Source organism: Citrobacter sp. Cf125, from assembly GCF_030333935.1.
Taxonomy (GTDB): Bacteria; Pseudomonadota; Gammaproteobacteria; order Enterobacterales; family Enterobacteriaceae; genus Citrobacter; species Citrobacter freundii.
In genome coordinates this window covers 59,248-84,990 of the sequence record NZ_JAOWEY010000017.1, presented here as the reverse complement: position 1 = coordinate 84,990, position 25,743 = coordinate 59,248, and the positions used below count along the sequence as shown (strand labels likewise).

The following is a 25,743-nucleotide window of genomic DNA, read 5'->3' as shown; positions in this document are numbered from 1 at the left end:
TTTTATGAAAATTCTGTAACCGCTTCCATTCACTATCTGATAAAAATGTTTCAGATGAAGGCTATTCAAGGACGAGTCTGTGCCAGCAGCTCTCTGGCGAGGAGAAAGAGTGAAACCGAATAAGCAGGTTGCCGCCGCTACGATGAAAGATGTTGCTCTGAAGGCGAAAGTCTCAACGGCAACCGTATCCCGCGCATTAATGAACCCAGACAAAGTCTCGCAGTCAACCCGTAACAAGGTTGAGCAGGCAGCGCTTGAAGTGGGATATTTACCCCAATCAATGGGACGTAACGTTAAGCGTAATGAATCGCGTACCATTCTGGTGATTGTGCCGGATATCTGCGATCCATTTTTTAGCGAAGTGATTCGTGGCATCGAAGTCACCGCCGCAGAACAGGGATATCTGGTGCTTATCGGCGATTGCGCGCACCAGAACCAGCAGGAAAAGACCTTCCTCAACCTCATAATTACCAAGCAGATCGATGGCATGGTGCTGCTCAGCTCGCGCCTGCCGTTTGATGCCAGCGTGGAAGAGCAACGCAACTTGCCACCGATGGTTATGTCCAACGAGTTCGCGCCAGAGCTGGAACTGCCCACCGTGCACATTGATAACCTCACCGCCGCCTTCAACGCGATGAACTATCTGCTGGAACTGGGGCACAAACGCATTGGCTGTATCGCCGGGCCCGAAGATATGCCGCTGTGCCATTATCGTCTGCAAGGTTACGTTCAGGCACTACGTCGCAGCGGAATTACTGTCGATCCGCATTTCATCGCGCGCGGTGACTTTACCTATGAAGCGGGAGCCAATGCGCTTAAACAGCTCCTGGCGCTACCACAGCCGCCTACCGCGGTCTTTTGTCACAGCGATGTCATGGCGCTTGGCGCCCTCTCTTACGCCAAACGTCAGGGTCTGAAGGTGCCCGACGATTTATCGATTATCGGCTTCGATAACATTTCGCTCGCGGAATTTTGTGATCCACCCCTGACAACCGTCGCACAGCCGCGTTTCGATATCGGACGTGAAGCTATGCTGTTACTGCTCGATCAATTACAAGGACAGAACGTCAGCAGTGGCTCACGATTACTGGACTGCGAGCTTATTATTCGGGGCACTACCCGGGCACTGACGTAAAGTAAAGTGCTTTCGGACTCCCCTGTCTGGTCAAAGGCCCGCCGCTTAAGTAACATGGCGGGCTGACGAACGAATAAATACAGCGAAACGATAGTGGCACAACGAGATTATGTACGTCGCGGCCAACCGGCACCTTCGCGGCGCAAGAAGAGCACATCACGGAAAAAACAACGCAATACGCCTGCGGTATCGCCCGCAATGGTTGCTATTGCTGCAGCCGTACTCGTGACCTTTATCGGTGGTCTGTACTTCATTACGCATCACAAGAAAGAAGAGTCCGAAACGCTGCAAAACCAGAAAGTCACCGGTAATGGCATCCCGCCAAAACCGGAAGAGCGCTGGCGATACATTAAAGAGCTGGAAAGCCGTCAGCCTGGCGTACGTGCGCCTACCGAACCGTCTGCCGGCGGCGAGGTGCTGAACGCCGATCAGCTAACCAATGAGCAGCGCCAGCTATTGGCGCAAATGCAGGCTGATATGCGTCAACAGCCAACGCAGCTCAACGAAGTGCCGTGGAACGAACAAACGCCTGAACAGCGTCAGCAAACGTTGCAGCGCCAGCGTCAGGTACAGCAACAGCAATGGGCCAACACGCAGCAGCAGGCTCAACAGCCGCGCACGCAACCACGGGTAGCGGAACAGCCTTACCAGCAGCCGCAAACGCGTACGGCGCAAACCGCGCCGGTACAGCAGCCGAAAGCACAGCCAAAACCGGCGGCGCAACAGCCGTATCAGGATTTGCTGCAAACGCCTGCGCATACCACCGCCGCTCAGCCGAAAACGCAACCGGCCGCGCCAATAACGAATGAAACGCAGCCGCCAAAACAGACGGCGGAGAAAAAAGATGAACGCCGCTGGATGGTTCAGTGCGGGTCATTTAAAGGCGCTGAGCAGGCAGAAACCGTGCGCGCGCAGCTGGCCTTTGAAGGGTTCAACTCGCGTATTACCACCAATAACGGCTGGAATCGCGTGGTCATTGGTCCGGTCAAAGGCAAAGAGAATGCCGACAACACCATCAGCCGCCTGAAGGTGGCTGGTCACACAAACTGCATTCGACTCGCCACTGGGGGTTGAAACCCCCAAAATCCCCCCCATCTATACTTGCATTACGCCCCGCACACTGTGCGGGGCCTGTACATTGCATTTGTAACCAAGGGGTCTGCTCGTGACAACAATAGTAAGCGTACGCCGTAACGGCCATGTGGTAATCGCCGGTGATGGTCAGGCCACACTGGGTAACACCGTAATGAAAGGCAACGTGAAGAAAGTCCGCCGTCTGTACAACGACAAAGTCATCGCGGGCTTTGCGGGCGGTACTGCGGATGCATTCACGCTGTTTGAACTGTTTGAACGCAAGCTGGAAATGCACCAGGGCCACCTGGTGAAGGCTGCCGTTGAACTGGCAAAAGACTGGCGTACAGACCGTATGCTGCGCAAACTCGAAGCGCTGCTGGCCGTCGCAGATGAAACGGCATCGCTCATCATCACCGGTAACGGCGACGTCATCCAGCCAGAAAACGATCTGATTGCCATCGGCTCCGGCGGTCCCTACGCCCAGGCTGCTGCACGCGCTCTGCTGGAAAACACCGAGCTTGGCGCACGCGAGATTGCTGAGAAAGCGTTGGATATTGCAGGGGATATCTGCATTTATACCAACCACTTCCATACCATCGAAGAATTGAACTCCAAAGCGTAAGGATCCCCCATGTCTGAAATGACTCCACGCGAAATTGTCAGCGAACTGAACAAACACATCATCGGCCAGGATAACGCTAAGCGTTCCGTGGCGATTGCCCTGCGTAACCGCTGGCGTCGTATGCAGCTCAACGAAGAGTTGCGCCATGAAGTCACGCCGAAAAACATTCTGATGATTGGCCCGACCGGCGTCGGTAAAACCGAAATCGCCCGTCGCCTGGCAAAACTGGCCAACGCGCCGTTCATCAAAGTTGAAGCAACCAAATTCACCGAAGTTGGCTATGTTGGTAAAGAAGTTGACTCAATCATCCGCGATCTGACCGATGCTGCCATTAAGATGGTTCGCGTTCAGGCAATCGAGAAAAACCGCTTCCGCGCTGAAGAGATGGCGGAAGAGCGCATTCTCGACGTGCTGATCCCACCGGCTAAAAATAACTGGGGACAGTCTGAACAGCCGCAGGAACCTTCTGCAGCGCGTCAGGCGTTCCGTAAAAAACTGCGTGAAGGCCAGCTGGATGATAAAGAGATCGAAATCGATCTCGCGGCCGCACCGATGGGCGTTGAAATTATGGCACCTCCGGGAATGGAAGAGATGACCAGCCAGCTGCAGTCCATGTTCCAGAACCTGGGCGGTCAGAAGCAAAAACCGCGTAAGCTGAAAATCAAAGACGCGATGAAACTGCTGATTGAAGAAGAAGCGGCCAAACTGGTGAACCCGGAAGAGCTGAAACAAGAAGCTATCGACGCCGTTGAGCAGCACGGGATCGTGTTTATCGACGAAATCGACAAAATCTGTAAACGCGGTGAATCCTCCGGCCCGGACGTGTCCCGCGAAGGCGTACAGCGCGACCTGCTGCCGCTGGTTGAAGGCTGCACGGTGTCCACCAAGCACGGTATGGTGAAAACAGATCATATTCTGTTTATCGCCTCTGGCGCATTCCAGGTGGCGAAACCGTCTGACCTGATCCCAGAACTGCAGGGTCGTCTGCCGATTCGTGTCGAGCTGCAGGCGCTGACCACCAGCGATTTTGAGCGTATCCTTACTGAACCGAATGCCTCCATCACCGTGCAGTACAAAGCGCTGATGGCGACTGAAGGTGTGGACATCAACTTCACTGAATCCGGTATTAAACGCATTGCCGAAGCGGCCTGGCAGGTTAACGAAACCACCGAAAACATCGGTGCACGTCGTCTGCATACCGTTCTGGAACGTCTGATGGAAGATATTTCCTATGATGCGAGCGATTTGAACGGCCAAAGCATCACAATTGATGCCGAATATGTGAGCAAACATCTGGATGCGCTGGTCGCAGATGAAGATCTGAGCCGTTTTATCCTATAATCGCGTTCAATGCATTTTCATCACTGTTGATGGGGCTGATAAAGCCCCATTTTTATTGGCGCTAAATATGACTGAACAACAACAAATTAGCCGCTCACAAGCCTGGCTGGAAAGTTTACGACCTAAGACCTTACCGCTCGCCTTCGCGGCGATCATCGTCGGTACGGCATTAGCATGGTGGCAAGGATACTTCAATCCGCTGGTTGCTCTGCTGGCATTGATTACGGCGGGATTACTGCAAATTCTGTCCAATCTCGCTAACGACTATGGCGATGCCGTCAAAGGCAGCGACAAGCCCGACCGCATAGGACCGCTGCGCGGTATGCAAAAAGGGGTCATCACCCAACAGCAGATGAAGCGGGCGCTGATCGTCACCGTGGTCTTGATCTGCCTGTCCGGTCTGGCCCTGGTTGCTGTGGCCTGCCACACGCTGGCAGATTTTGTCGGCTTCCTGGTGCTCGGCGGCCTGTCGATCATCGCCGCAATCACCTATACCGTAGGCAATCGCCCTTACGGATATATCGGTCTGGGCGATATTTCCGTGCTGGTGTTCTTCGGCTGGCTGAGCGTTATGGGAAGCTGGTATCTGCAGGCGCATACGTTGATTCCGGCGCTCATTCTGCCTGCTACCGCCTGCGGCCTGCTGGCAACTGCCGTGCTCAACGTCAACAATCTGCGCGATATCAACAGCGACAGAGAGAACGGCAAGAACACACTGGTCGTGCGTTTAGGCGCTGTCAATGCCCGCCGCTACCACGCCTGTCTGCTGATGGGCACACTGGTCTGCCTGGCCCTGTTTAACCTGTTCTCACTGCAAAGCCTGTGGGGATGGCTGTTTATCCTCGCCGCTCCGCTGCTGATTAAACAGGCGCGATACGTGATGCGTGAGATGGATCCTGCGGCAATGCGCCCAATGCTGGAACGCACCGTAAAAGCGGCATTGTTAACTAACCTGCTGTTTGTCGTTGGAATTTTCTTAAGTCAGTGGTCTCTTTAACTGACAAATATCAATTAACAATTGATGATTTTGCCAACAGTACACATAGCGCGATATACTAAAAATTCTCGCAGCAACTGAACGTTGAGCCTATGAAATACGATACATCCGAGCTTTGTGACATCTATCAGGAAGATGTCAACGTCGTGGAACCACTGTTCTCTAACTTTGGAGGACGGTCGTCGTTTGGCGGACAAATCATCACGGTAAAATGTTTCGAGGACAACGGGTTGCTGTACGATCTGCTCGAACAAAACGGCCGTGGTCGCATTCTGCTGGTCGATGGCGGTGGTTCTGTCCGTCGTGCGCTGGTCGATGCCGAACTGGCTCGACTGGCCGTACAGAATGAATGGGAAGGTCTGGTCATCTACGGCTCAGTCCGTCAGGTAGACGATCTGGAAGAACTGGATATCGGTATTCAGGCGATTGCCGCCATTCCGGTCGGTGCCGCAGGGGAAGGTATTGGAGAAAGCGATGTACGCGTCAACTTTGGCGGTGTAACGTTCTTCTCTGGCGACCACCTGTACGCCGACAACACCGGGATAATCCTCTCCGAAGACCCGCTTGATATCGAGTAAAGAAAACACCGCAATTCGGTGTGATGCCAGTCGGTTAAACAACTGACTGGCTTTTTTTTTGCCACACCACCCTTCCGATTCCCCCATCCAGCGCATTGACGAAGAAAAAACTCTCTCTATACCTAATGATGAATCTCATCACTCTCATCACGAGGTCATCATGCATATCGATCTGACAGGTAAAAAAGCGCTGGTCACCGGAGCCAGTCGTGGATTAGGGCGCGCCATTGCACTGTCGCTGGCGAAAGCCGGTGCTGATGTTGTTATAACCTATGAAAAATCTGCGGAGAAAGCCCAGGCCGTTGCCGATGAAATTACAGCACTTGGCCGCCATGGTGAGGCGATTCAGGCAAACAGTGCAGACGCTCAGGCGATTCAGAATGCTGTAAACCGCACGGTACAGTCACTCGGAGGACTGGATATCCTGGTCAACAACGCAGGGATCGCACGCGGCGGCCCGCTGGAGTCGCTGTCACTGGAAGACATCGACGCATTGATTAACGTGAACATCCGTGGCGTGGTAGTTGCCATACAGGCCGCGCTACCGCATCTCCCTGAAGGTGGGCGAATCATCAATATTGGCAGTTGTCTTGCCAACCGCGTCGCCCAGCCGGGGATTGCCGTCTACGCGATGACTAAATCAGCGCTCAACTCGCTAACCCGTGGCCTGGCTCGTGATCTCGGCCCACGAGGCATTACCGTTAATCTTGTCCATCCCGGCCCAACGGACAGTGATATGAACCCGGCAGATGGCGAGCAGGCAGAATCCCAACGACAGCTTATTGCGACAGGGCATTACGGAACACCGGAGGATGTTGCAGCGGCAGTGACGTTTCTGGCAAGCCCAGCGGCTGGGCAGATTTCCGGCACCGGTCTGGACGTAGATGGGGGTTTGAATGCCTGAAATTAACGTTGTGTTGCGGTAAAACGATTGTATTGCCGGATGACGGCTTACGCCTTATCCGGCCTACACAGGAACGATTACGCAAGAGGTTTCGTGTTGTAGCAAGGCGGCAAACGAAGGTATCCCCAGGAGCGTAGTAACTTAACTACGTGACTGGGGTAACTGAGCGCAGCCAACGCAGCTACGGCACGAAAGATGAAGCGTAATTAGACTTCTTCCATACGACCCAGCAGGGCATGCAGACGATCCTGCCAGCCATTCTGCTGTTCTTTTAGGTTGTTGTTCTCACGCTCCAGCTCTTCACGCTGCTGCTGTGCAGTCTGAACTTCCTGCGACAGTGAGTTGTTCTTTTCTTTCAGCTCTTCGATTTCCATCTGTAACAACGTGATGGTATCAATCGCCTGCTGTACTTTTGCTTCCAGTTTCTCAAACACTTCTAATGACATCGTCATACCTCTCCTGAATTGCAAGGCGTTGATGGATAAAAATCCTCGTCCCGATAACCGGCGACGCCTTAATAAAAACGAGCGCACTCTACTTAACACCGATTGTATGAAGCCGCGTCATCGCTGTCCAGCGGCATCCCGCGCAGATTGCGGTTTGCAACACTTTTAGTCTTTCTCCTGGTGACATGACTGTCATAACTCTTAAGTGTTAACAGATTGATCAGTGAAATGATTCAGCTCACACTATTTTTGTATAACAAATACCGCACAATGGCGCGAAAACGCTCATTTTGTTGATGCAGTACACACATTTTAATTTCGATATTTCTCGTTTTTGAGCGTTAACGATAAATTAACAGTGTGCCTACCGGCTCCGGGGATGTCAGTGACCTTCTCGCACACAATAAACATTAAACTCTCTTCAGGATCCGATTATGAGTCAAACCTCAACCTTAAAAGGCCAGTGCATTGCTGAATTCCTCGGTACCGGGTTGTTGATTTTCTTCGGTGTGGGCTGTGTCGCTGCACTCAAAGTAGCTGGTGCTACTTTTGGTCAGTGGGAAATCAGTATCATCTGGGGTCTGGGGGTAGCAATGGCTATCTATCTGACCGCAGGCGTTTCTGGTGCACACCTGAATCCCGCGGTAACCATCGCACTCTGGCTGTTCGCCTGTTTTGATAAACGCAAAGTTGTCCCTTTTATTATTTCGCAAATTGCCGGCGCCTTTTGCGCAGCGGCATTGGTTTACGGGCTTTATTACAATCTTTTCATCGATTTTGAACAAACCAACCATATCGTGCGTGGCACTACCGAAAGCCTGGGTCTGGCGGGTACTTTCTCCACCTATCCGAATCCGCATATCAATTTTGTGCAGGCCTTCGCGGTTGAAATGGTCATTACCGCTATTCTAATGGGGCTGATTCTGGCTCTGACCGACGATGGTAACGGTGTACCTCGTGGTCCGCTGGCACCGCTGCTGATTGGCTTATTAATTGCCGTCATTGGTGCTTCCATGGGTCCGCTGACAGGTTTTGCGATGAACCCGGCACGTGACTTCGGACCGAAACTCTTCGCCTGGATGGCCGGATGGGGTGAGATTGCCTTCACAGGTGGTCGCGATATCCCTTACTTCCTGGTTCCGGTGTTTGGCCCGATTACCGGCGCGATTTTGGGCGCATGGGCATATCGCAAACTGATTGGTCGCCATTTACCGTGCGATGTCTGCGTGATTGAAGAAAAAGACGCGGCGGCCAACACTCAACAAAAAGCTTCGCTGTAATGTGACTACGGGACAAAAATTATGACTGAAAAAAAATATATCGTTGCGCTCGACCAGGGCACCACCAGCTCCCGCGCGGTCGTAATGGACCACGATGCGAATATCGTTGCCGTTTCACAGCGCGAATTCGAGCAAATCTACCCGAAAGCAGGTTGGGTAGAACACGACCCAATGGAAATTTGGGCAACCCAAAGCTCTACGCTGGTTGAAGTTCTGGCGAAAGCCGATATCAGTTCCGATGAAATTGCAGCGATCGGTATTACCAACCAGCGTGAAACCACCATCGTCTGGGAGCGTGAGACCGGTAAACCAATCTACAACGCCATTGTGTGGCAGTGTCGTCGTACCGCAGATATCTGCGAAAAGCTCAAGCGCGATGGCATGGAAGAATACATTCGTAACAACACCGGCCTGGTCATTGACCCGTACTTCTCTGGCACCAAGGTGAAATGGATCCTCGACCACGTTGAAGGCTCGCGTGAACGCGCTCGTCGCGGCGAACTGCTGTTTGGTACCGTGGACACCTGGCTTATCTGGAAAATGACGCAGGGACGCGTACACGTCACGGATTACACCAACGCTTCACGTACCATGCTGTTCAACATCCACTCCCTGGACTGGGATGACACGATGCTGGATGCGCTGGATATTCCGCGCGCCATGCTGCCAGAAGTGCGTCGCTCTTCTGAAGTGTACGGTCAGACCAACATTGGTGGTAAAGGCGGCATTCGTATTCCTATCTCCGGTATCGCCGGTGACCAGCAGGCAGCTCTGTTTGGCCAGCTGTGCGTAAAAGAAGGGATGGCGAAAAACACTTACGGTACTGGCTGCTTCATGCTGATGAATACCGGTGAGAAAGCCGTTAAGTCCGAAAACGGACTGCTGACCACCATCGCCTGCGGACCGACCGGGGAAGTGAACTACGCGCTGGAAGGTGCGGTATTTATGGCTGGCGCATCCATTCAGTGGCTGCGCGATGAAATGAAACTCATCAGCGATGCATTCGACTCTGAGTATTTCGCCACCAAAGTGAAAGACACCAACGGCGTGTACGTCGTTCCGGCATTTACTGGCCTGGGTGCACCGTACTGGGACCCGTATGCACGTGGCGCCATCTTCGGCCTGACCCGTGGCGTAAACTCCAACCACATCATCCGCGCAACGCTTGAGTCTATCGCTTATCAGACGCGTGATGTTCTGGAAGCGATGCAGGCTGACTCCGGTATTCGTCTGCACGCCCTGCGCGTTGACGGCGGTGCGGTCGCCAACAACTTCCTGATGCAGTTTCAGTCTGACATTCTGGGCACCCGCGTAGAGCGTCCGGAAGTTCGCGAAGTCACCGCATTAGGTGCAGCGTACCTGGCTGGCCTGGCAGTAGGCTTCTGGCAGAATCTGGATGAGTTGCAGGAGAAAGCGGTCATCGAGCGTGAATTCCGTCCAGGCATCGAAACCACCGAGCGTAACTTCCGTTACAGTGGCTGGAAAAAAGCGGTCAAACGCGCCATGGCATGGGAAGATCACGACGAGTAATACGTCATTGCCGGATGGCTACTTTGGCTTATCCGGCAAAATCTTCGTGCGGGGGCAACCCCGCACACACATCAATAATCTCGCCCCCTCCCCTGTGCTACACTTCGCGCCATTCCTTTCAGCTACGAGTTTGCAATGAGACGAGAACTTGCCATTGAATTTTCACGCGTGACCGAAGCGGCCGCGCTGGCTGGCTATAAATGGCTGGGCCGCGGCGATAAAAATACCGCTGACGGCGCGGCGGTGAACGCCATGCGTATTATGCTCAACCAGGTCAACATCGACGGCACCATCGTGATTGGCGAGGGTGAGATTGATGAAGCGCCGATGCTGTTTATCGGTGAAAAAGTCGGGACCGGTCTTGGCGATGCGGTCGACATCGCCGTCGATCCTATTGAAGGCACACGCATGACGGCAATGGGTCAGGCAAACGCGCTGGCCGTACTGGCTGTGGGCGATAAAGGCTGCTTCCTGAATGCGCCAGATATGTACATGGAAAAGCTGATTGTCGGCCCAGGCGCAAAAGGGTCTATCGACCTGAACCTGTCGCTGGAAGCCAACCTGCATAACGTTGCCGCTGCACTCAATAAACCGCTGAGTGAGCTGACCGTAACCATTCTGGCCAAACCACGCCATGATGAAACAATCGCCGAAATGCAAAAACTGGGCGTGCGCGTCTTCGCTATTCCAGACGGCGACGTTGCGGCCTCCATTCTGACTTGCATGCCAGACAGTGAAGTTGACGTGCTGTACGGCATTGGCGGCGCACCTGAAGGTGTGGTTTCCGCAGCTGTGATCCGCGCGCTGGACGGCGACATGCAGGGCCGTTTGCTGGCGCGTCATGACGTCAAAGGCGACAGCGAAGAAAACCGTCGCATTGGCGAACAAGAACTGGCTCGTTGCGCCGCCATGGGCATTGAAGCGGGTAAAGCGCTGCGCCTCGATGAAATGGCGCGTAGCGACAACGTCATTTTCTCCGCCACCGGCATCACCAAAGGCGATTTGCTGGAAGGGATTAGCCGCAAAGGTAATATCGCCACCACCGAAACGCTGCTGATCCGCGGCAAATCACGCACGATCCGTCGCATTCAGTCGATTCACTACCTCGATCGTAAAGATCCCGATGTGCAGGCGCACATCCTGTAATTGATTTGATCAATAGAGCCTTCCAGCCCATATGGGCTGGAAATCTTTCGTCCAACGAACGAAGATAAGGCAATCAAAACAGACAGGAGAAAACCATGGCGGATTGGGTAACAGGCAAAGTCACAAAGGTGCAAAACTGGACCGATGCCCTGTTTAGTTTGACCGTGCGAGCTCCAGTTCTTCCTTTCACTGCAGGTCAGTTCACTAAACTTGGCCTTGAGATCGACGGCGAACGCGTCCAGCGCGCCTATTCTTACGTAAATGCCCCTGATAACCCCGATTTAGAGTTTTATCTGGTGACGGTTCCCGACGGCAAACTCAGCCCTCGTCTGGCAGCACTGAAGCCTGGCGATGAAGTGCAGGTGGTGAGTGAAGCTGCTGGTTTCTTCGTGCTGGATGAAGTCCCCGATTGCGAAACGCTATGGATGCTGGCGACCGGCACGGCTATCGGCCCATATTTGTCGATTCTGCAGTTAGGCAAGGACCTGGATCGCTTTAAAAATCTGGTGCTGGTCCACGCCGCGCGCTATGCCGCCGATTTGAGCTATCTACCGTTGATGCAGGCGTTGGAAAAACGCTACGAAGGTAAATTACGCATCCAGACGGTTGTCAGCCGTGAAACAGCCGCAGATTCGCTGACCGGACGTGTACCGGCGTTGATTGAAAGCGGTGAGCTAGAAAAAGCAGTCGGGTTGCCAATGGATAAAGAAACCAGCCATGTGATGCTGTGCGGAAACCCGCAAATGGTACGCGACACGCAGCAGTTGCTGAAAGAGACCCGGCAAATGACCAAACACCTGCGCCGTCGACCGGGCCATATGACCGCAGAGCACTACTGGTAAGAACGTTTTAATGCCCGGTAAACACCCGGGCATTTTGCCGGATGGCGCTTATCCGGCCTACGAGTCAGCTCTGTACTTTACGTCCTGCGTATCCTTACCATATTTATTTGCGTCCTGGGTGCCAATGAACGCCCCCAGATCGATAAGCATACCAACCAGAATCAACGTTGGAACAAAGCGGCCTACCGCCCATTGCCAGACGCCGGGTAATATCGCCCAATTTCCGGCCAGCAGCATCCACGCCAGGATCATCAACAGCGCCCACGCTCCGGAGCGCCCCCGGTCATGCAGACGTTTTACCGTCACTGCCGCCGTTGGCCATAGCAGACACACCAGACAAAAAGCCGCGGTCTGAATATCGAGTAATTGTTTGCTCGCCAGCGAAAACAGAACCAGCATGCTGACGATCCATAGGCCAATCCAAATCCAGAAATCACGGCGCCCGATGCGCCCTTTAAATGAGAATAACCACTGCTGTATGGTCATGTAAGTTCCTTTATTATTACCTTCCAGAACAGTTTACCCTTTTGACAAGCTCGACGGTTACCGTTTTAATCGTGAGCAATGAGAATGAAAGGTACGATTGATGAAGCAAGGATTTACACTGTTTTTATTATTGTTTTCAGCCTTAACCGCGAGCACTGCGGTACTGGCGGAAGAGCCATCGACGGCAACCACGGCCCCCTATTTACTGGCGGGCGCGCCGACCTTTGACCTGTCGATTAGCCAGTTTCGTGAAAACTTTAATACGCAGAATCCGAAGCTTATTCTGAATGAGTTCCGCGCCATCGACAGCAGTCGCGATCGAGCAAATCTCACCCGCGCAGCCAGTAAAATCAATGAAAACCTGTATGCGTCTTCCGCTCTTGAACGCGGCACCCTTAAAATCAAAAGCATGCAGATAACTTGGTTACCCATTCAGGGGCCAGAACAAAAGGCAGCCAAAGTGAAAGCGCTGGAATACATGACCGCCGTCATCCGCACCGTCGCACCGCTACTGACGAAGGAACAGAGCCAGAAAAAGCTGCAAAAACTGCTCGCCGCAGGCAAAGGTAAGCGCTATTACGCTGAAACAGAAGGCGCAATTCGCTATGTTGTTGCTGACAACGGTGAAAAAGGACTGACCTTCGCTGTTGAACCGATTAAGCTGGCACTATCAGAAAGTCTTGAGAAGGCGAATTGATGACAAAAAGCAAAGCCTTTCAGGGGATGAATCTCTATACTGTTTCACAGACCATGCTGCCCTCACGGGCGGCCATATTCCTTAATTCGCTGACAAGCGTGGAGAAATGAAATGCGACATCCTTTAGTGATGGGTAACTGGAAACTGAACGGCAGCCGCCACATGGTAAACGAACTGGTTGCTAACCTGCGTAAAGAACTGGCTGGCGTTGCTGGCTGTGCAGTAGCGATTGCTCCGCCGGAAATGTATATCGACCTGGCGAAACACGCCGCTGCCGGTAGCCACATCATTCTGGGCGCGCAGAACGTTGACCTGAACCTGTCTGGCGCATTCACTGGTGAAACAAGTGCTGAAATGCTGAAAGACATCGGCGCGCAGTACATCATTATCGGTCACTCTGAGCGTCGTACTTACCACAAAGAATCTGACGAGCTGATCGCTAAAAAATTCGCCGTGCTGAAAGAGCAGGGTCTGACTCCAGTTCTGTGCATCGGTGAAACCGAAGCAGAAAACGAAGCGGGCAAAACTGAAGAAGTTTGTGCACGTCAGATCGACGCGGTTCTGAAAACTCAGGGCGCAGCAGCATTCGAAGGCGTCGTTATCGCTTACGAACCAGTATGGGCTATCGGTACCGGCAAATCTGCAACTCCTGCTCAGGCTCAGGCTGTTCACAAATTTATTCGTGACCACATTGCTAAAGCTGACGCGAAAATCGCTGAGCAAGTTATCATCCAGTACGGCGGTTCTGTAAACGCAGCTAACGCGGCAGAACTGTTCGCTCAGCCGGACATCGATGGTGCGCTGGTTGGTGGTGCTTCTCTGAAAGCAGACGCCTTCGCAGTCATCGTTAAAGCAGCAGAAGCCGCTAAACAGGCTTAAGTTGTTAAGGCGGGAGGAGCCCTCCTCCCGCTGTATTAACTACCAGTATCCCAACCAGTGCCACCAGAAGGCGCCGGTCACACCCCAAATGGTCAGGTTGACCACACTCATCACCAGCCCCGTTTTCCACCACTCCGCCAACGTGACATAGCCCGAACCAAAGATAATAGGCGCAGTACCCGTGCCATAGTGCGTGAGCGACATCATCAAGGAGGAGGAGAAACCGAGCATTAAACCAAGCAGCGCTGGCGGCGCGCCGAGGCCTAAGCCTGCGGCGAAGAACGCAGCGAACATAGCCGTAATATGCGCAGTTGTGCTGGCGAAAAAGTAGTGCGAGTAGACGTAAAGCAGGATTAACAGCAGTGTCGCAACACTCCAGTGCACGCCAAGATGGTCGATTGCGCTACCCACGCTGGTTGCCAGCCATCCCACCAATCCCAGTTTGCTGAGAAAATCCGCCATCATCACCAGCGCGGCAAACCAGACTATCGTATCCCATGCCCCGCGGCATTTAAGAATGTCATCCCAGCTCAATACACCCGCCATCAATAGAATCGACAATCCAATTAACGCGGCGCTAGTGGGGTTTACGCTCCAGGCACTGCCCATCAGCATTGCTGGAACACCCGCCCATAGACAGAGCAGCAAAATGAACACCCCCAGGGTGATTTTCTCTGCCAAAGAAAGTGGACCCAGCGCATCCAGTTTTTGCCGCGCAAACTGCGGCGCATTTGGCGTGCGCGTGATAGCTGGCGGATAGAGCCACCAGATTACAATCGGCATGACAACCAGTGATACCAGTGCGGGAAGAAGCGCCGCAATAGCCCACATTCCCCAGGTCATGTTCAGCACGCCATCCGTCCCCTTTGTCAAAAAACTGACGATTAACGGATTAGGTGCGGTCGCGGTGATGAACATTGCCGAGCTGATCGGGTTAATGTTGTAGTTCACCAGCGCGAGATAACGGCCCGTTGAGCCATTCTCGGCATGGCCTGGCTGCGAGCCGAGGCTCTCCGCAATCGCCCGCATTACCGGGTGGATAATGCCACCACCACGCGCGGTATTGCTTGGCGTTACGGGTGCAATTAGCGTTTCCGCAAGGGTTAATGCCCACGCAATACCCAGCGTTCTTTTACCAAATAGCGCAATAAACCCGTAGCCAATACGCGCGCCCAGGCCGGTCTTTAACAGACTTTGCGACAGCATAATGGATAAACCAATCAGCCAGATTAGCTGGTTAGAAAAACCACTCAATGCATCGTTCAATGCCGCGGAGGGTTTGCCTGGGTTAGTAACGCCTGTCATCGCCACCAGCATAATCGCCACAATCGCAATTGCACCAATGGGCATAGCTTTACCGATAATCGCGGCGATCGTACCAATAAACAGTGCCAGCAGGTGCCATGCTTGCGGGGTTACGTCAGGAGGACACGGGATAACAAACCAGATGGTCAGCGTAATCACAAGCGAGATGATGGCAGGCCAGCGGCGGATGGGGGTCAAACTGTCCATGAATCAATCCTTGAGTTTCCAGTGCGCAAATCTGCGCTCAGGCATTAACCGATATTGCCGCGCATAATACAATTCACTCACTCACAAAACATAAAATTAACATTTTGATACAGCTACAGTTTTCCCAACACCGTAAACCAGGCGTAATCCAGCGGCAGAAGAATCAAATACGTTGCCGCCGCCAGTGCGATACACAGCAGCATCCCAGCCCTTGCAGGTACTTTCCCGAGCGCCATCGCCACCACGATCGGTGAAGCCTGATACGGCAACAGTGGTGTGGAATAACCCAGCACCTGGATCATAATCACCGACAGCAGCGGGAATCCCGTCGCATCGGCAAAGCTTTGCGCCAACGTGGTATACAGCGCCGGAACACCGTTCGCCGTCATAATAAAATTAAGCGCCGTGGTAATACCGGTCAGCGCGAGGAAACTGGTAAACGGCTTTTCCGCATCCAGCGGCATCACCTGTAACAGCGCTTCACCAACGGCGCTACCAATACCTGTTTGCGTGACGGTGATCGCCAGCCCCAGAATACCCGCCACATAAATACAGGTACGAATGTTGACCCCAGTGGAAAACTCGTCGCCATTGATAAAGCCAACCCGTGGGAGCAATGTGATAACTGCCGCCGCCAGCCCAGTCCACGCGGGGCCAATGCCGTGCCAGCTTTCGCTTACCCAAAGAAGCAACACCACCGCTAACATCCAGGCCAGACGTTTTTCATCTCCGCTCATCGGTTCCGACGGCGTGAGATCGCGCGGCGCATGGGGCTTGCCAGGGAACAGCCAGCAGATAAGCACGATGAGAACCGCGCCTTTAAGCCAACCCAGAACCGGCGTATGCAGCAGCAAATAGGGAAGATAATTGAGGTGGATGCCGTAAGAGCCTTCCGCAGCGCCGCTCATCACCAGATTCGGTACGTTTGCGGGTAAAATCGTCGCAGAAAGCTGGAATGTCCCAAACCCAACGGCCAGTGCCAGACCATACCAGGCGCGCGTACCATCGTTAATTCCAGCCCGTTTCGCCATCGCTGCGACAATCGGCATCAGCAGCGCAATGCGGCCCATGTTGGATGGCATTACAAACGCCAGCGCGTAACTCAACAGCACCACACTCGCCACCATTAACGGCCAGGAGTCGGTCAACCGTGATGACAGCGCTCTCGCCGCCCTGTCCGCCAGCCCCGTTTTACGAATCGCGATACCCAGCACAAAGCCGCTAAACACCAACCAGAATGCGGAGGACGCAAAGCCGCCAAAGATCACATCCGGAGGCGCGATTTTGGCGACCATCGCCACGGCAAAGAACAGCAGCGCCGTTATAAACTCCGGCAGCAGCGACGTAGCCCAGAGCAGAATGGTGATGCCAACCACCAGAGAGGGGATAAACAGAGGGTGTGTAAGCCAGAGCGACATGCCTGTCTCCTGTTGTTTTTTTCAACAAGAATACGGGGACAGGCATGCGGAGTAAACGCCAGATTAGGTGGGGTTAACGCAGAATATCACATTGATGATCCTGAATTTCCTCAGCGGAGGCGAGATTCAGCGCCAGCAGATTGCGCTGAGTAGCCAGCAGAACAAAGGATTCATCGCTCTGACGCACCATCGCCAACGCATAGCTGCCCATATGCTCACGTGCATCCGGCACCTCTTCTGCCAGCATCATAAATGGGCTGCGTTGTGCCAGTTCATTTTCCGTGACGCGACGCGCCAGATATTCATGACCGCGCAGCCCACCTGGTAGAGGTAGCCAGCGGGTGCTGATTTTCGCCAGGTTGTCATCCAGCTGTTTTCTGACATCGGTTCGCAGGCAGGAGATATGAATATGCAGGTGATTTTGAGTACGCCCGCTACGTGAGTTAATGGTCAGAGAGACTGCTTTGTCAGGGATTTCCTGGCCGTATTTTTGGCTCATAAAGCTACGCGCCTGCCAGGCCAGCCAGAAAAAGTTCGGCGTGCCTGATTTCAACAGCAGTGGGCTTTCCGTACCGTTAATGCGATAAGTGGGCATCAACAAATATTGCAAAGGGCCGTTACGGTCTTTGAACACCACATATCCGGCATCCGTCTTCACTTCTGCGCATGGTGCAGGATCCTGCTGCTGCAACTGGTGCGGTAAGCATTGTTGAAGGACGATCTGGCGTAATGCGTCCGGGTTGCCGGTGAATTTCCAGTACCCGATGCCTGCAGCGGCGGCGACCACAATCACCGCCAGTAAAAGATAGCCTGCTTTTTTCATTACGCGTTTCCTGTATCCCATTGAAGGGCAAGAGTAACGCAAAACCATGACAAATAAAAAACCCGGTCGCGTTAGGCCACCGGGTCGGTAAATCACAGACTTATTTAGCGTTTGCTGATCTGGTCGAACGTACCGCCATTAGAGAAGTGCTCTTTCTGCGCTTTTGTCCAGCCGCCAAACTCTTCATCGATGGTGAACAGCTTCAGCTTCGGAAATGCATTTTCGTATTTCTTCGCAACGTCTGTATCACGTGGACGATAGTAGTTTTTCGCTGCAATTTCCTGGCCTTCCGGAGAGTAGAGATACTTCAGATAAGCTTCCGCCACCGTTTTGGTGTCTTTCTTTTCCACCACTTTATCGACCACGGAAACGGTCGGCTCCGCGAGAATAGATTCACTCGGCGTCACTATCTCGAATTTGTCTTTACCCAGCTCGTTCGTTGCCAGCAGCGCTTCGTTTTCCCAGGCGATCAGCACATCACCGATACCACGCTCAACGAAAGTATTGGTTGAGCCACGTGCACCAGAATCGAGCACCTCAACGTTTTTATACAGGGCCTTCACAAAGTCTTGTGCCTTGGCCTGATCGTTGTTGTTGTGGTGCAGGGCATAGCCCCATGCCGCCAGATAGTTCCAGCGTGCGCCGCCTGAGCTTTTCGGGTTTGGTGTAATCACTGACACGCCCGGTTTGATCAAATCGTTCCAGTCATGAATTTGTTTGGGGTTGCCTTTGCGGACCAGGAACACGATGGTGGAGGTGTAAGGCGCAGAGTTATCCGGCAAGCGCTTAATCCAGTTTTTATCAATTCGACCACGTTCAGCAATGGCATCCACGTCATATGCCAGTGCCAACGTCACCACATCGGCTTCAATACCGTTGATGACAGAGGTCGCCTGTTTACCAGAGCCGCCGTGTGACTGGCGGATCACGACGTTATCGCCCGTTTCCTGCTTCCAGTGCGCGCTGAAGGCTTTATTGTACTGCTCGTACAGTTCACGTGTTGGATCGTACGATACGTTAAGTAACTGAATATCCTTTGCCAGAACGCTGGTCGATGCCAGCAATAATGTTAACCCTACGCCCCATTTGTTCATCGCCCAGCTCTCTTATGTGATGTTGTGATGAGCAAAGCGTGCCAGAAAGGCATCCAAACATTAAAGAATAAAAAAAGATTTGCTATAACTTCGGGGAATAAATGAGGAAGGTTGTGCCGGATGACGACTTACGCCTTATCCGGCCTACAAGAGTACACTCTGTAGGCCCGGTAAGCGAAGCGCCACCGGGCAACAAAAAACAATCAGTACAGTTTTTTCGCGCAGTCCAGCCAGTCACCTTTGAACGGACGCTTCATGTTCTCGATAGCATCGATGATATCGTGGTGAACCAGTTGCTCGTTCTGAATACCGACACAGCGACCGCCATGACCTGCCAGCAGCAGTTCAATAGCATATGCGCCCATACGGGATGCCAGGATACGATCGTAAGGAACCGGGGAACCACCACGCTGAATGTGACCCAGTACGGTCGAACGCGTTTCGCGGCCCGTTTCCTTCTCGATGTAATGCGCCAGTTCGTCAACGTCACACATGTGTTCAGTGATCGCTACAATTGCGTGTTTTTTACCTTTCGCGATGCCCGCTTTGATTTCAGCAACCAAATCGTCGCGACTGAATTCCACTTCCGGAACCACTACGAACTCACAACCACCGGCAATTGCAGCCGCCAGGGTCAGATCGCCACAGTAGCGGCCCATCACTTCAACGATGGAAATACGCTGGTGAGAAGAAGAGGTATCACGCAGACGGTCAATCGCTTCTACTACAGTACCCAGAGCGGTGAAGTAACCGATGGTGTAGTCGGTGCCCTTGATATCGTTGTCGATAGTGCCCGGCAGACCGATGCATGGGAAGCCCATTTCAGTCAGGCGTTTCGCACCCATGTAAGAACCGTCACCGCCGATAACAACCAGCGCATCAATGCCACGCTTTTTCAGGTTTTCGATAGCCACCGCACGCACGTTTTCGTCGCGGAATTCCGGGAAGCGAGCTGAACCGAGGAAAGTACCGCCACGGTTGATCATGTCGGACACGCTGTAGCGGTCAAGCTGGACCATACGGTCTTCATACAAACCCAGGTAGCCATCATGGATCCCCATGACTTCCAGCCCTTCCGTCAACGCTGCACGTACAACACCACGGATTGCTGCGTTCATGCCCGGCGCATCACCGCCGCTTGTCAACACACCGATTTTCTTAATCATGACTACCTCTGAACTTTGGAATGCAAAATGAAATCTGCTGCCGGAAGTCGATTCCGCATATCGAAACGATCCAACGAATATGCAGATAGTATAACAATCACTTCCTGCTGAATTGATTCAGGTCAGGCCAAATGGTGGTAATTTATACACAAAATGCTGGCCCGGTTCACTTTTTACAACGAATTATGAAAGCTCAAACACCTTGCCTTCCTTGGGTACGACTGAACAGGGATCCTGATGAATGATGACATCCGATCCCGGGAAACGCCGTAAAATTGCCTGCTCAACCTGTTCAGCCACTAAATGCGCCTGAACGAGCGGCAGATTATCTTCCATTTCCAAATGAATCTGAATAAAGCGGGTCGGCCCTGACTGCCGCGTGCGAAGATCGTGAGCGCCGCTGACCCCAGGCCATGACGTCACGATATCAATAATTTCCTGACGTTCCTCATCGGGTAAAGCGCGATCCAGCAAAGATTGCACTGCCTCATACCCCATGCGTAATGCGCTATATAAAATATAGATGCCAATACCGAGCGCAAACAAGGCATCCGCACGATGCCAGCCGTACCATGCCAGCCCGAGCGCAATGAGAATCGCACCGTTCATCATAACATCAGACTGATAATGAAGCATATCTGCCCGAACGGCCTGACTTTGCGTACGCTTCACTACCCAGCGCTGAAACGAGACCAGAATGATTGTACACACTAACGCAATGATGGTGACAACCACCCCAACGCCGGGATCTTTCATCGGCGTCGGTTGGATGAGATGCTGAATCCCGGTCAGGAATAAAAACAGCGCCGAACCGGAAATAAACATGCTTTGCGCCAGCGCCGCCAGTGATTCCGCTTTTCCGTGTCCGAACGTATGTTCATCATCGGCCGGTTGCAGCGAATAGCGCACCACCAACAGGTTGGTTAACGACGCCGCGATGTCCACCAGAGAATCCACCAGTGCAGCCAGAATACTGACCGATCCGGTGTACCACCACGCGAAAATTTTGATCAAAAGTAACAGTGATGCCATCACGGTCGCCGCGATTGCCGCCCGGCTCACCAGCCGCCCATAGGTATGATTCATAAACACTCCAGCCAGAATATGCCGCTAGTATAACGGATGAAGTAAAACAGTCAGGCAATAACCGAGCGACAAATTTTGGGCAAAAAAAACCCCCACATCATGTGGGGGAAGACAGGGATGGTGTCTATGGCAAGGAAAACAGGGTTACTACTGGGAACGTGAGTTGCTACTACTCAATAAATTCAACGATGAGCTTTTTTTCCAGTGCGCTACGTCGCGCAGTTGCTCCATTCGTTGTTCATGTTTCTCATTTAAAACCGCTTGCTGCTCGGGCGTTAACAGGCGATACATCTGGTTGCGGATCCTGGCTATTTCAACCTGGCGGGCAACCTGTTCTTGCGCCATTCTTTCTGCCTGAGCGCGCACTGCGCTTTCATCAAATTTCTCTGCGGTGACAAGGCGATGCATTGTCTCCATTTCGCTAACATTAACAGGAGGCTGTTCGTGTCTTGCCTGCTGCATTAAATCTCGCATCTGTTGACGTTGATGTTCGGTTAAACTGATACCGTCAAACATGTGGCTCTGAACGCTACGTTGCGATGAGCCTTCACCCAGGTGCCAGTGATCGCCTGTGACGACTTCAGCTGCATGGCTAAATGTACTGAGTGCCAGCGTTGAGGCCATGACGGCAGCGCTAACTTTGCCCATCACTTGCTCCCAAAATCTTTTCTGTCGCGATTCAACGAGAGACAGTTTACGATTCGGGCTGCAAACATGCGTCAGGGGGTGTAAAACAACGTAAAGTCATAGATTAGCGACGCCTGATGACGTAATTTCTGCCTCGGAGGTACGTAAACAATGAATAAAATCCTGTTAGTTGATGATGACCGAGAGCTGACTTCCCTGTTAAAGGAGTTGCTCGAAATGGAAGGTTTCGATGTGCTGGTTGCCTATGATGGGGAACAGGCGCTTGAGCTTCTGGATGACAGCATCGATTTACTTTTGCTCGACGTCATGATGCCGAAGAAAAACGGCATTGATACGCTGAAAGCACTTCGTCAGACACACCAGACACCCGTAATCATGCTGACCGCTCGCGGCAGCGAATTGGATCGCGTACTTGGCCTTGAGCTGGGCGCGGACGACTATTTACCCAAACCGTTTAACGACCGTGAACTGGTCGCGCGCATCCGCGCTATTCTGCGTCGCTCACACTGGAGCGAACAGCAGCAGAACAGCGATAACGGCTCGCCGACTCTGGAAGTAGATGCGTTAAGCCTTAATCCGGGCCGCCAGGAAGCCAGCTTTGACGGGCAAATCCTGGAGTTAACCGGCACCGAATTCACCCTGCTTTATTTGCTGGCACAGCATCTCGGTCAGGTGGTTTCGCGTGAGCACCTGAGCCAGGAAGTGCTGGGTAAACGCCTGACGCCTTTCGATCGCGCTATCGATATGCATATCTCGAACCTGCGTCGTAAGCTGCCAGAGCGTAAAGACGGACACCCGTGGTTTAAAACCCTGCGTGGTCGCGGCTACCTGATGGTTTCCGCTTCATGATAGGGAGCTTAACCGCGCGCATCTTTGCCATCTTCTGGTTGACGCTGGCACTGGTGTTGATGTTGGTACTGATGTTACCCAAGCTCGACTCACGCCAGATGACCGAGCTACTGGACAGCGAGCAGCGCCAGGGGTTAATGATTGAGCAACACGTTGAAGCTGAACTGGCGAACGATCCACCCAACGATTTGATGTGGTGGCGTCGCTTGTTTCGGGCGATAGACAAGTGGGCGCCACCAGGACAGCGGTTATTACTTGTTACGACGGAAGGACGCGTGATCGGCGCAGAACGCAATGAAATGCAGATCATTCGTAACTTTATTGGTCAGGCCGATAACGCCGACCATCCGCAAAAGAAAAAATACGGTCGCGTTGAGATGGTCGGGCCTTTCTCCGTCAGAGACGGTGAAGATAACTACCAGCTGTATCTCATTCGACCAGCCAGCAGCTCACAATCTGACTTTATCAACCTGCTGTTTGACCGACCGCTGTTGTTGCTGATCGTCACCATGTTAGTCAGCTCTCCGCTATTGCTCTGGCTTGCCTGGAGTCTTGCGAAACCAGCGCGTAAGTTGAAAAACGCGGCGGATGAAGTGGCCCAGGGCAACCTGCGTCAACATCCGGAGCTGGAAGCCGGTCCGCAGGAGTTTCTGGCGGCAGGTGCCAGCTTTAACCAGATGGTGACGGCGCTAGAACGGATGATGACCACGCAGCAACGTCTGCTGTCGGACATCTCTCACGAGCTGAGAACACCGCTAACGCGTCTGCAACTGGGTACCGCTCTGCTGCGCCGTCGTAGCGGTGAGAGCAAAGAGCTGGAGCGCATTGAAACAGAAGCACACCGACTAGACAGCATGATCAACGACCTGCTGGTGATGTCACGTAATCAGCAGAAAAACGCGCTGGTCAGTGAAACGGTGAAAGCTAATCAGCTGTGGGGCGAAGTGCTGGATAACGCCGCCTTTGAAGCTGAGCAGATGGGTAAATCGCTCACGGTGAATTTCCCGCCGGGCCCGTGGCCGCTGTACGGTAACCCAAATGCGTTGGAAAGTGCGCTGGAAAACATTGTGCGCAATGCCCTGCGCTATTCACATACGAAGATTGAAGTTGGCTTCGCGGTGGATATCGACGGGATTACCATCACCGTGGACGACGATGGCCCAGGTGTAAGCCCTGAAGACAGAGAACAGATTTTCCGTCCGTTTTATCGTACCGATGAGGCGCGCGATCGCGAGTCTGGCGGAACAGGTCTGGGTCTGGCGATTGTTGAAACCGCAATCCAGCAGCATCGTGGCTGGGTGAAGGCCGAAGACAGCCCGCTGGGTGGTTTACGGCTGGTAATTTGGTTACCGTTGTATAAGCGTTCCTGAGTCTCTCTGTGTTGCCGGATGGCGGCGTAATGCCTCATCCGGCCTCCACGGACAGGGGGAATTATTTCCCCCACAAACGGCGGGAATTGTCTTCGATCTTGCCGCTTAAACGACGCTTTTGCATCGTTCTGGTCCAACTTTTTGATAACCCGGCAGCCGACAGTAAACGGTGATATTGCGAATCATCAAACGGCATATGCCAGGCGATAGCAATTGCCTCCCGCACGCTGACGTCGCTCACGCGTGACGCCAGGATCAACGGCGCGTCTGCAGATACCAGCCCTGCCGCGACGACGCTGCACAGCCAGCCCGTCTTACCTGCATCCTGCATCTGGCAGGCCATATCGCTGATGCCAAAATGGAAATTCAACTTAAAGCACGGCGAGCGCGGCTGCGTGACCTGAATCAACGCCTCTCCCCACTGGAAAATGTCACCAATATACACATTCTCTTCAGTCAGCCCCTCAGTAGAGAGGTTCTCACCAAACGCGGGCGCGACAAATAGCTCCGCCTGCTCCGGAAACGCTTGTCTCCAGTGCTGATAGTGTTCACGCGGATAGTGACACAGCGCGCGATCCGGCCCGCCATGAATTTTCGCTTCCGCCTGTTCATCTCCCGTCAGCCCCAGTTCGGTCAGCATCAGCTCACCGTCAATCTGGACTTTAGCAATCGCGCTGGGACGGCTTCCCGTGTAGTCCCGAACTTTGCCCGTAAAAACATCGACCGGATATCGCATCTGTTCCCTCTCCCGATAAATATCCCCCATTACACCACATTTATTTTACCCCAGTCGCTCAAAATGAGAGCACGGTTCACATGAAACTTAGGGACACATGCTATCAATGTAAGCTGGTTTTGAAACATCATTTCAAATAAGGAGTCGACAACGTGACTGGTCAATCGCAATTTGCTGGCGTCTGGTGTCCTTCCATTACGCCAATGGACAATGACGGTAAGATCGATCTCAACGGTCTAAACCAGCATCTCAAACGCCTTACCGAGGCCAAAATCGATGTGATTTTGCTGATGGGCAGCATCGGAGAATTTGCTTCCTTTACGCTCGAAGAAAGGCTGTTGCTGATCCGCGAGGCCCGCGCCATGAGCTCGCTGAAGATGGTCGCCAACGTCTCATCCACCTGCCAGAATGATGTATTGTTGATGGCGCAGGAAGCGTATCGCTCAGGTTACGATGCCGTGATGATCCTGCCGCCCTACTACTACGGACAAACGGCGAAACAGCTGCTGAGCTACTTCCGTCAGTTGGGGCAGAAACTCAGCGGCAAATGGTTTGCCTATAACTTCCCGGCACGCACCGGCTGCGATTTAACCCCCGAGCTGGTTGCCTCCCTCGCCGCTGAATTCCCGAATTTCGCTGGTATCAAAGACACCGTCGACTGCCAGTCTCATACTCGCAGTATGATTCAGACCACCCGCGCCGTGCGGGAGGATTTTGCCGTGCTGTCCGGCTACGACGAATACTATATTCCCAACCTGTTGGCAGGTGGCGCAGGGATTATTTCAGGGTTGAACAACGTCATGCCGGAACTGTTTGTCAGCGCGCGGGAAGCGTTTAAGCAGGGCGACCTGGCAGCGCTTCGCGATATTCAGGACCAGATTGGCACCTACATGTCCATCTATGCCATCGGCGAAGATTTTGTCACCACCATCAAAACCGTGGTATCGCGTAAGTTTGGCTATTGCTCCGGCGTGTCACGTAATGCCGGTGGAGAGTTGAACGAGAGTGAGTGTAGAACAATCGATGAGGTGTTTGTCGTCAAAGGGTAAATAATTAAGCCGGATGGTGCAGACCATCCGGCTTA

General features: G+C 53.1%; 26 protein-coding genes. 16 read left to right on the top strand and 10 right to left on the bottom strand.

The window, feature by feature from the left end:
• The first annotated feature begins 109 nt into the window (after positions 1–109).
• From cytR to OGV89_RS03625, 7 genes are all read left to right on the top strand, one after another.
• Positions 110–1,135, top strand: coding sequence for a DNA-binding transcriptional regulator CytR (gene cytR / locus OGV89_RS03655; RefSeq protein WP_003028807.1), 1,026 nt, complete (start codon positions 110–112; stop codon positions 1,133–1,135).
• Between the two features lie 93 nt (positions 1,136–1,228).
• The gene (gene ftsN / locus OGV89_RS03650; protein WP_003840513.1) at positions 1,229–2,209 is read left to right on the top strand and encodes a cell division protein FtsN; all 981 of its coding nucleotides are present in this window, start codon (positions 1,229–1,231) and stop codon (positions 2,207–2,209) included.
• Between the two features lie 91 nt (positions 2,210–2,300).
• On the top strand, positions 2,301–2,831 hold the full coding sequence (gene hslV, locus OGV89_RS03645) for an ATP-dependent protease subunit HslV (RefSeq protein ID WP_003028805.1): 531 nt from the start codon (positions 2,301–2,303) through the stop codon (positions 2,829–2,831).
• 9 nt (positions 2,832–2,840) lie between these two features.
• A complete protein-coding gene (gene hslU / locus OGV89_RS03640) occupies positions 2,841–4,172 on the top strand; it encodes an ATP-dependent protease ATPase subunit HslU (RefSeq protein ID WP_003028803.1) in 1,332 nt (443 codons plus the stop codon).
• Positions 4,173–4,239: 67 nt separating this feature from the next.
• Positions 4,240–5,169, top strand: coding sequence for a 1,4-dihydroxy-2-naphthoate polyprenyltransferase (gene menA / locus OGV89_RS03635; protein WP_003028801.1), 930 nt, complete (start codon positions 4,240–4,242; stop codon positions 5,167–5,169).
• A 92-nt stretch (positions 5,170–5,261) separates the two neighbouring features.
• Positions 5,262–5,747 carry a ribonuclease E activity regulator RraA gene (gene rraA, locus OGV89_RS03630; protein WP_003028798.1) on the top strand — a complete coding sequence of 162 codons (486 nt, stop codon included), beginning with the start codon at positions 5,262–5,264 and terminating at the stop codon, positions 5,745–5,747.
• 160 nt (positions 5,748–5,907) lie between these two features.
• A complete protein-coding gene (locus OGV89_RS03625; protein ID WP_003840511.1) occupies positions 5,908–6,651 on the top strand; it encodes an SDR family NAD(P)-dependent oxidoreductase in 744 nt (247 codons plus the stop codon).
• A gap of 206 nt (positions 6,652–6,857) precedes the next feature.
• Here OGV89_RS03625 and zapB read toward each other — a convergent pair whose 3' ends face one another.
• Entirely contained in the window at positions 6,858–7,103 is a 246-nt protein-coding gene (zapB, locus tag OGV89_RS03620; protein WP_088732415.1) for a septal ring assembly protein ZapB, read from the bottom strand.
• Between the two features lie 428 nt (positions 7,104–7,531).
• Between zapB and OGV89_RS03615 the strand changes: the two genes are divergently transcribed.
• The 4 genes from OGV89_RS03615 (at position 7,532) to fpr (ending at position 11,895) form a co-directional block, all read left to right on the top strand.
• Complete coding sequence (locus OGV89_RS03615) at positions 7,532–8,377, top strand: MIP/aquaporin family protein (protein ID WP_003028793.1); 846 nt, start codon at positions 7,532–7,534, stop codon at positions 8,375–8,377.
• A gap of 21 nt (positions 8,378–8,398) precedes the next feature.
• Positions 8,399–9,907, top strand: a complete 1,509-nt coding sequence (glpK, locus tag OGV89_RS03610) for a glycerol kinase GlpK (RefSeq protein WP_003028792.1) — start codon at positions 8,399–8,401, stop codon at positions 9,905–9,907.
• 135 nt (positions 9,908–10,042) lie between these two features.
• Positions 10,043–11,053 (top strand): class II fructose-bisphosphatase, encoded by a 1,011-nt coding sequence (gene glpX / locus OGV89_RS03605; RefSeq protein WP_003840506.1) that lies wholly within the window; start codon positions 10,043–10,045, stop codon positions 11,051–11,053.
• 95 nt (positions 11,054–11,148) lie between these two features.
• Complete coding sequence (gene fpr / locus OGV89_RS03600; protein WP_003840504.1) at positions 11,149–11,895, top strand: ferredoxin--NADP(+) reductase; 747 nt, start codon at positions 11,149–11,151, stop codon at positions 11,893–11,895.
• A 57-nt stretch (positions 11,896–11,952) separates the two neighbouring features.
• Here fpr and OGV89_RS03595 read toward each other — a convergent pair whose 3' ends face one another.
• Entirely contained in the window at positions 11,953–12,381 is a 429-nt protein-coding gene (locus tag OGV89_RS03595) for a DUF805 domain-containing protein (protein ID WP_003840502.1), read from the bottom strand.
• Positions 12,382–12,481: 100 nt separating this feature from the next.
• Here OGV89_RS03595 and OGV89_RS03590 point away from each other — a divergent pair, with 100 nt between their 5' ends.
• Entirely contained in the window at positions 12,482–13,078 is a 597-nt protein-coding gene (locus OGV89_RS03590) for a YiiQ family protein (RefSeq protein WP_016151274.1), read from the top strand.
• A gap of 111 nt (positions 13,079–13,189) precedes the next feature.
• The gene (tpiA, locus tag OGV89_RS03585) at positions 13,190–13,957 is read left to right on the top strand and encodes a triose-phosphate isomerase (protein WP_003028783.1); all 768 of its coding nucleotides are present in this window, start codon (positions 13,190–13,192) and stop codon (positions 13,955–13,957) included.
• A gap of 39 nt (positions 13,958–13,996) precedes the next feature.
• On the opposite strand, the gene OGV89_RS03580 is transcribed toward tpiA, so the two are convergent.
• From OGV89_RS03580 to cpxP, 7 genes are all read right to left on the bottom strand, one after another.
• Complete coding sequence (locus tag OGV89_RS03580; RefSeq protein WP_016151273.1) at positions 13,997–15,469, bottom strand: DASS family sodium-coupled anion symporter; 1,473 nt, start codon at positions 15,467–15,469, stop codon at positions 13,997–13,999.
• Positions 15,470–15,582: 113 nt separating this feature from the next.
• Positions 15,583–16,887, bottom strand: a complete 1,305-nt coding sequence (locus OGV89_RS03575; RefSeq protein ID WP_003840496.1) for an SLC13 family permease — start codon at positions 16,885–16,887, stop codon at positions 15,583–15,585.
• A gap of 73 nt (positions 16,888–16,960) precedes the next feature.
• Positions 16,961–17,710: a CDP-diacylglycerol diphosphatase gene (locus OGV89_RS03570; RefSeq protein WP_016151272.1), complete on the bottom strand. Its 750-nt coding sequence runs from the start codon at positions 17,708–17,710 to the stop codon at positions 16,961–16,963.
• Between the two features lie 104 nt (positions 17,711–17,814).
• On the bottom strand, positions 17,815–18,804 hold the full coding sequence (gene sbp, locus OGV89_RS03565; protein ID WP_115454883.1) for a sulfate/thiosulfate ABC transporter substrate-binding protein Sbp: 990 nt from the start codon (positions 18,802–18,804) through the stop codon (positions 17,815–17,817).
• 203 nt (positions 18,805–19,007) lie between these two features.
• The gene (gene pfkA / locus OGV89_RS03560) at positions 19,008–19,970 is read right to left on the bottom strand and encodes a 6-phosphofructokinase (RefSeq protein ID WP_003028778.1); all 963 of its coding nucleotides are present in this window, start codon (positions 19,968–19,970) and stop codon (positions 19,008–19,010) included.
• 183 nt (positions 19,971–20,153) lie between these two features.
• Positions 20,154–21,056 (bottom strand): CDF family cation-efflux transporter FieF, encoded by a 903-nt coding sequence (gene fieF / locus OGV89_RS03555; protein WP_003028775.1) that lies wholly within the window; start codon positions 21,054–21,056, stop codon positions 20,154–20,156.
• A 147-nt stretch (positions 21,057–21,203) separates the two neighbouring features.
• Positions 21,204–21,704, bottom strand: a complete 501-nt coding sequence (gene cpxP, locus OGV89_RS03550; protein WP_003028767.1) for a cell-envelope stress modulator CpxP — start codon at positions 21,702–21,704, stop codon at positions 21,204–21,206.
• Positions 21,705–21,854: 150 nt separating this feature from the next.
• On the opposite strand from cpxP, the gene cpxR reads away from it, so the two are divergent.
• The gene (gene cpxR / locus OGV89_RS03545; protein WP_003028763.1) at positions 21,855–22,553 is read left to right on the top strand and encodes an envelope stress response regulator transcription factor CpxR; all 699 of its coding nucleotides are present in this window, start codon (positions 21,855–21,857) and stop codon (positions 22,551–22,553) included.
• The gene (gene cpxA / locus OGV89_RS03540) at positions 22,550–23,923 is read left to right on the top strand and encodes an envelope stress sensor histidine kinase CpxA (protein WP_003840485.1); all 1,374 of its coding nucleotides are present in this window, start codon (positions 22,550–22,552) and stop codon (positions 23,921–23,923) included. The genes cpxR and cpxA overlap by 4 nt, the downstream gene beginning before the upstream one ends.
• A gap of 61 nt (positions 23,924–23,984) precedes the next feature.
• Here cpxA and yiiM read toward each other — a convergent pair whose 3' ends face one another.
• On the bottom strand, positions 23,985–24,659 hold the full coding sequence (gene yiiM, locus OGV89_RS03535) for a 6-hydroxyaminopurine reductase (RefSeq protein ID WP_003028749.1): 675 nt from the start codon (positions 24,657–24,659) through the stop codon (positions 23,985–23,987).
• 152 nt (positions 24,660–24,811) lie between these two features.
• Between yiiM and OGV89_RS03530 the strand changes: the two genes are divergently transcribed.
• Positions 24,812–25,708 carry a dihydrodipicolinate synthase family protein gene (locus OGV89_RS03530; RefSeq protein ID WP_003847870.1) on the top strand — a complete coding sequence of 299 codons (897 nt, stop codon included), beginning with the start codon at positions 24,812–24,814 and terminating at the stop codon, positions 25,706–25,708.
• Positions 25,709–25,743: the final 35 nt, after the last annotated feature.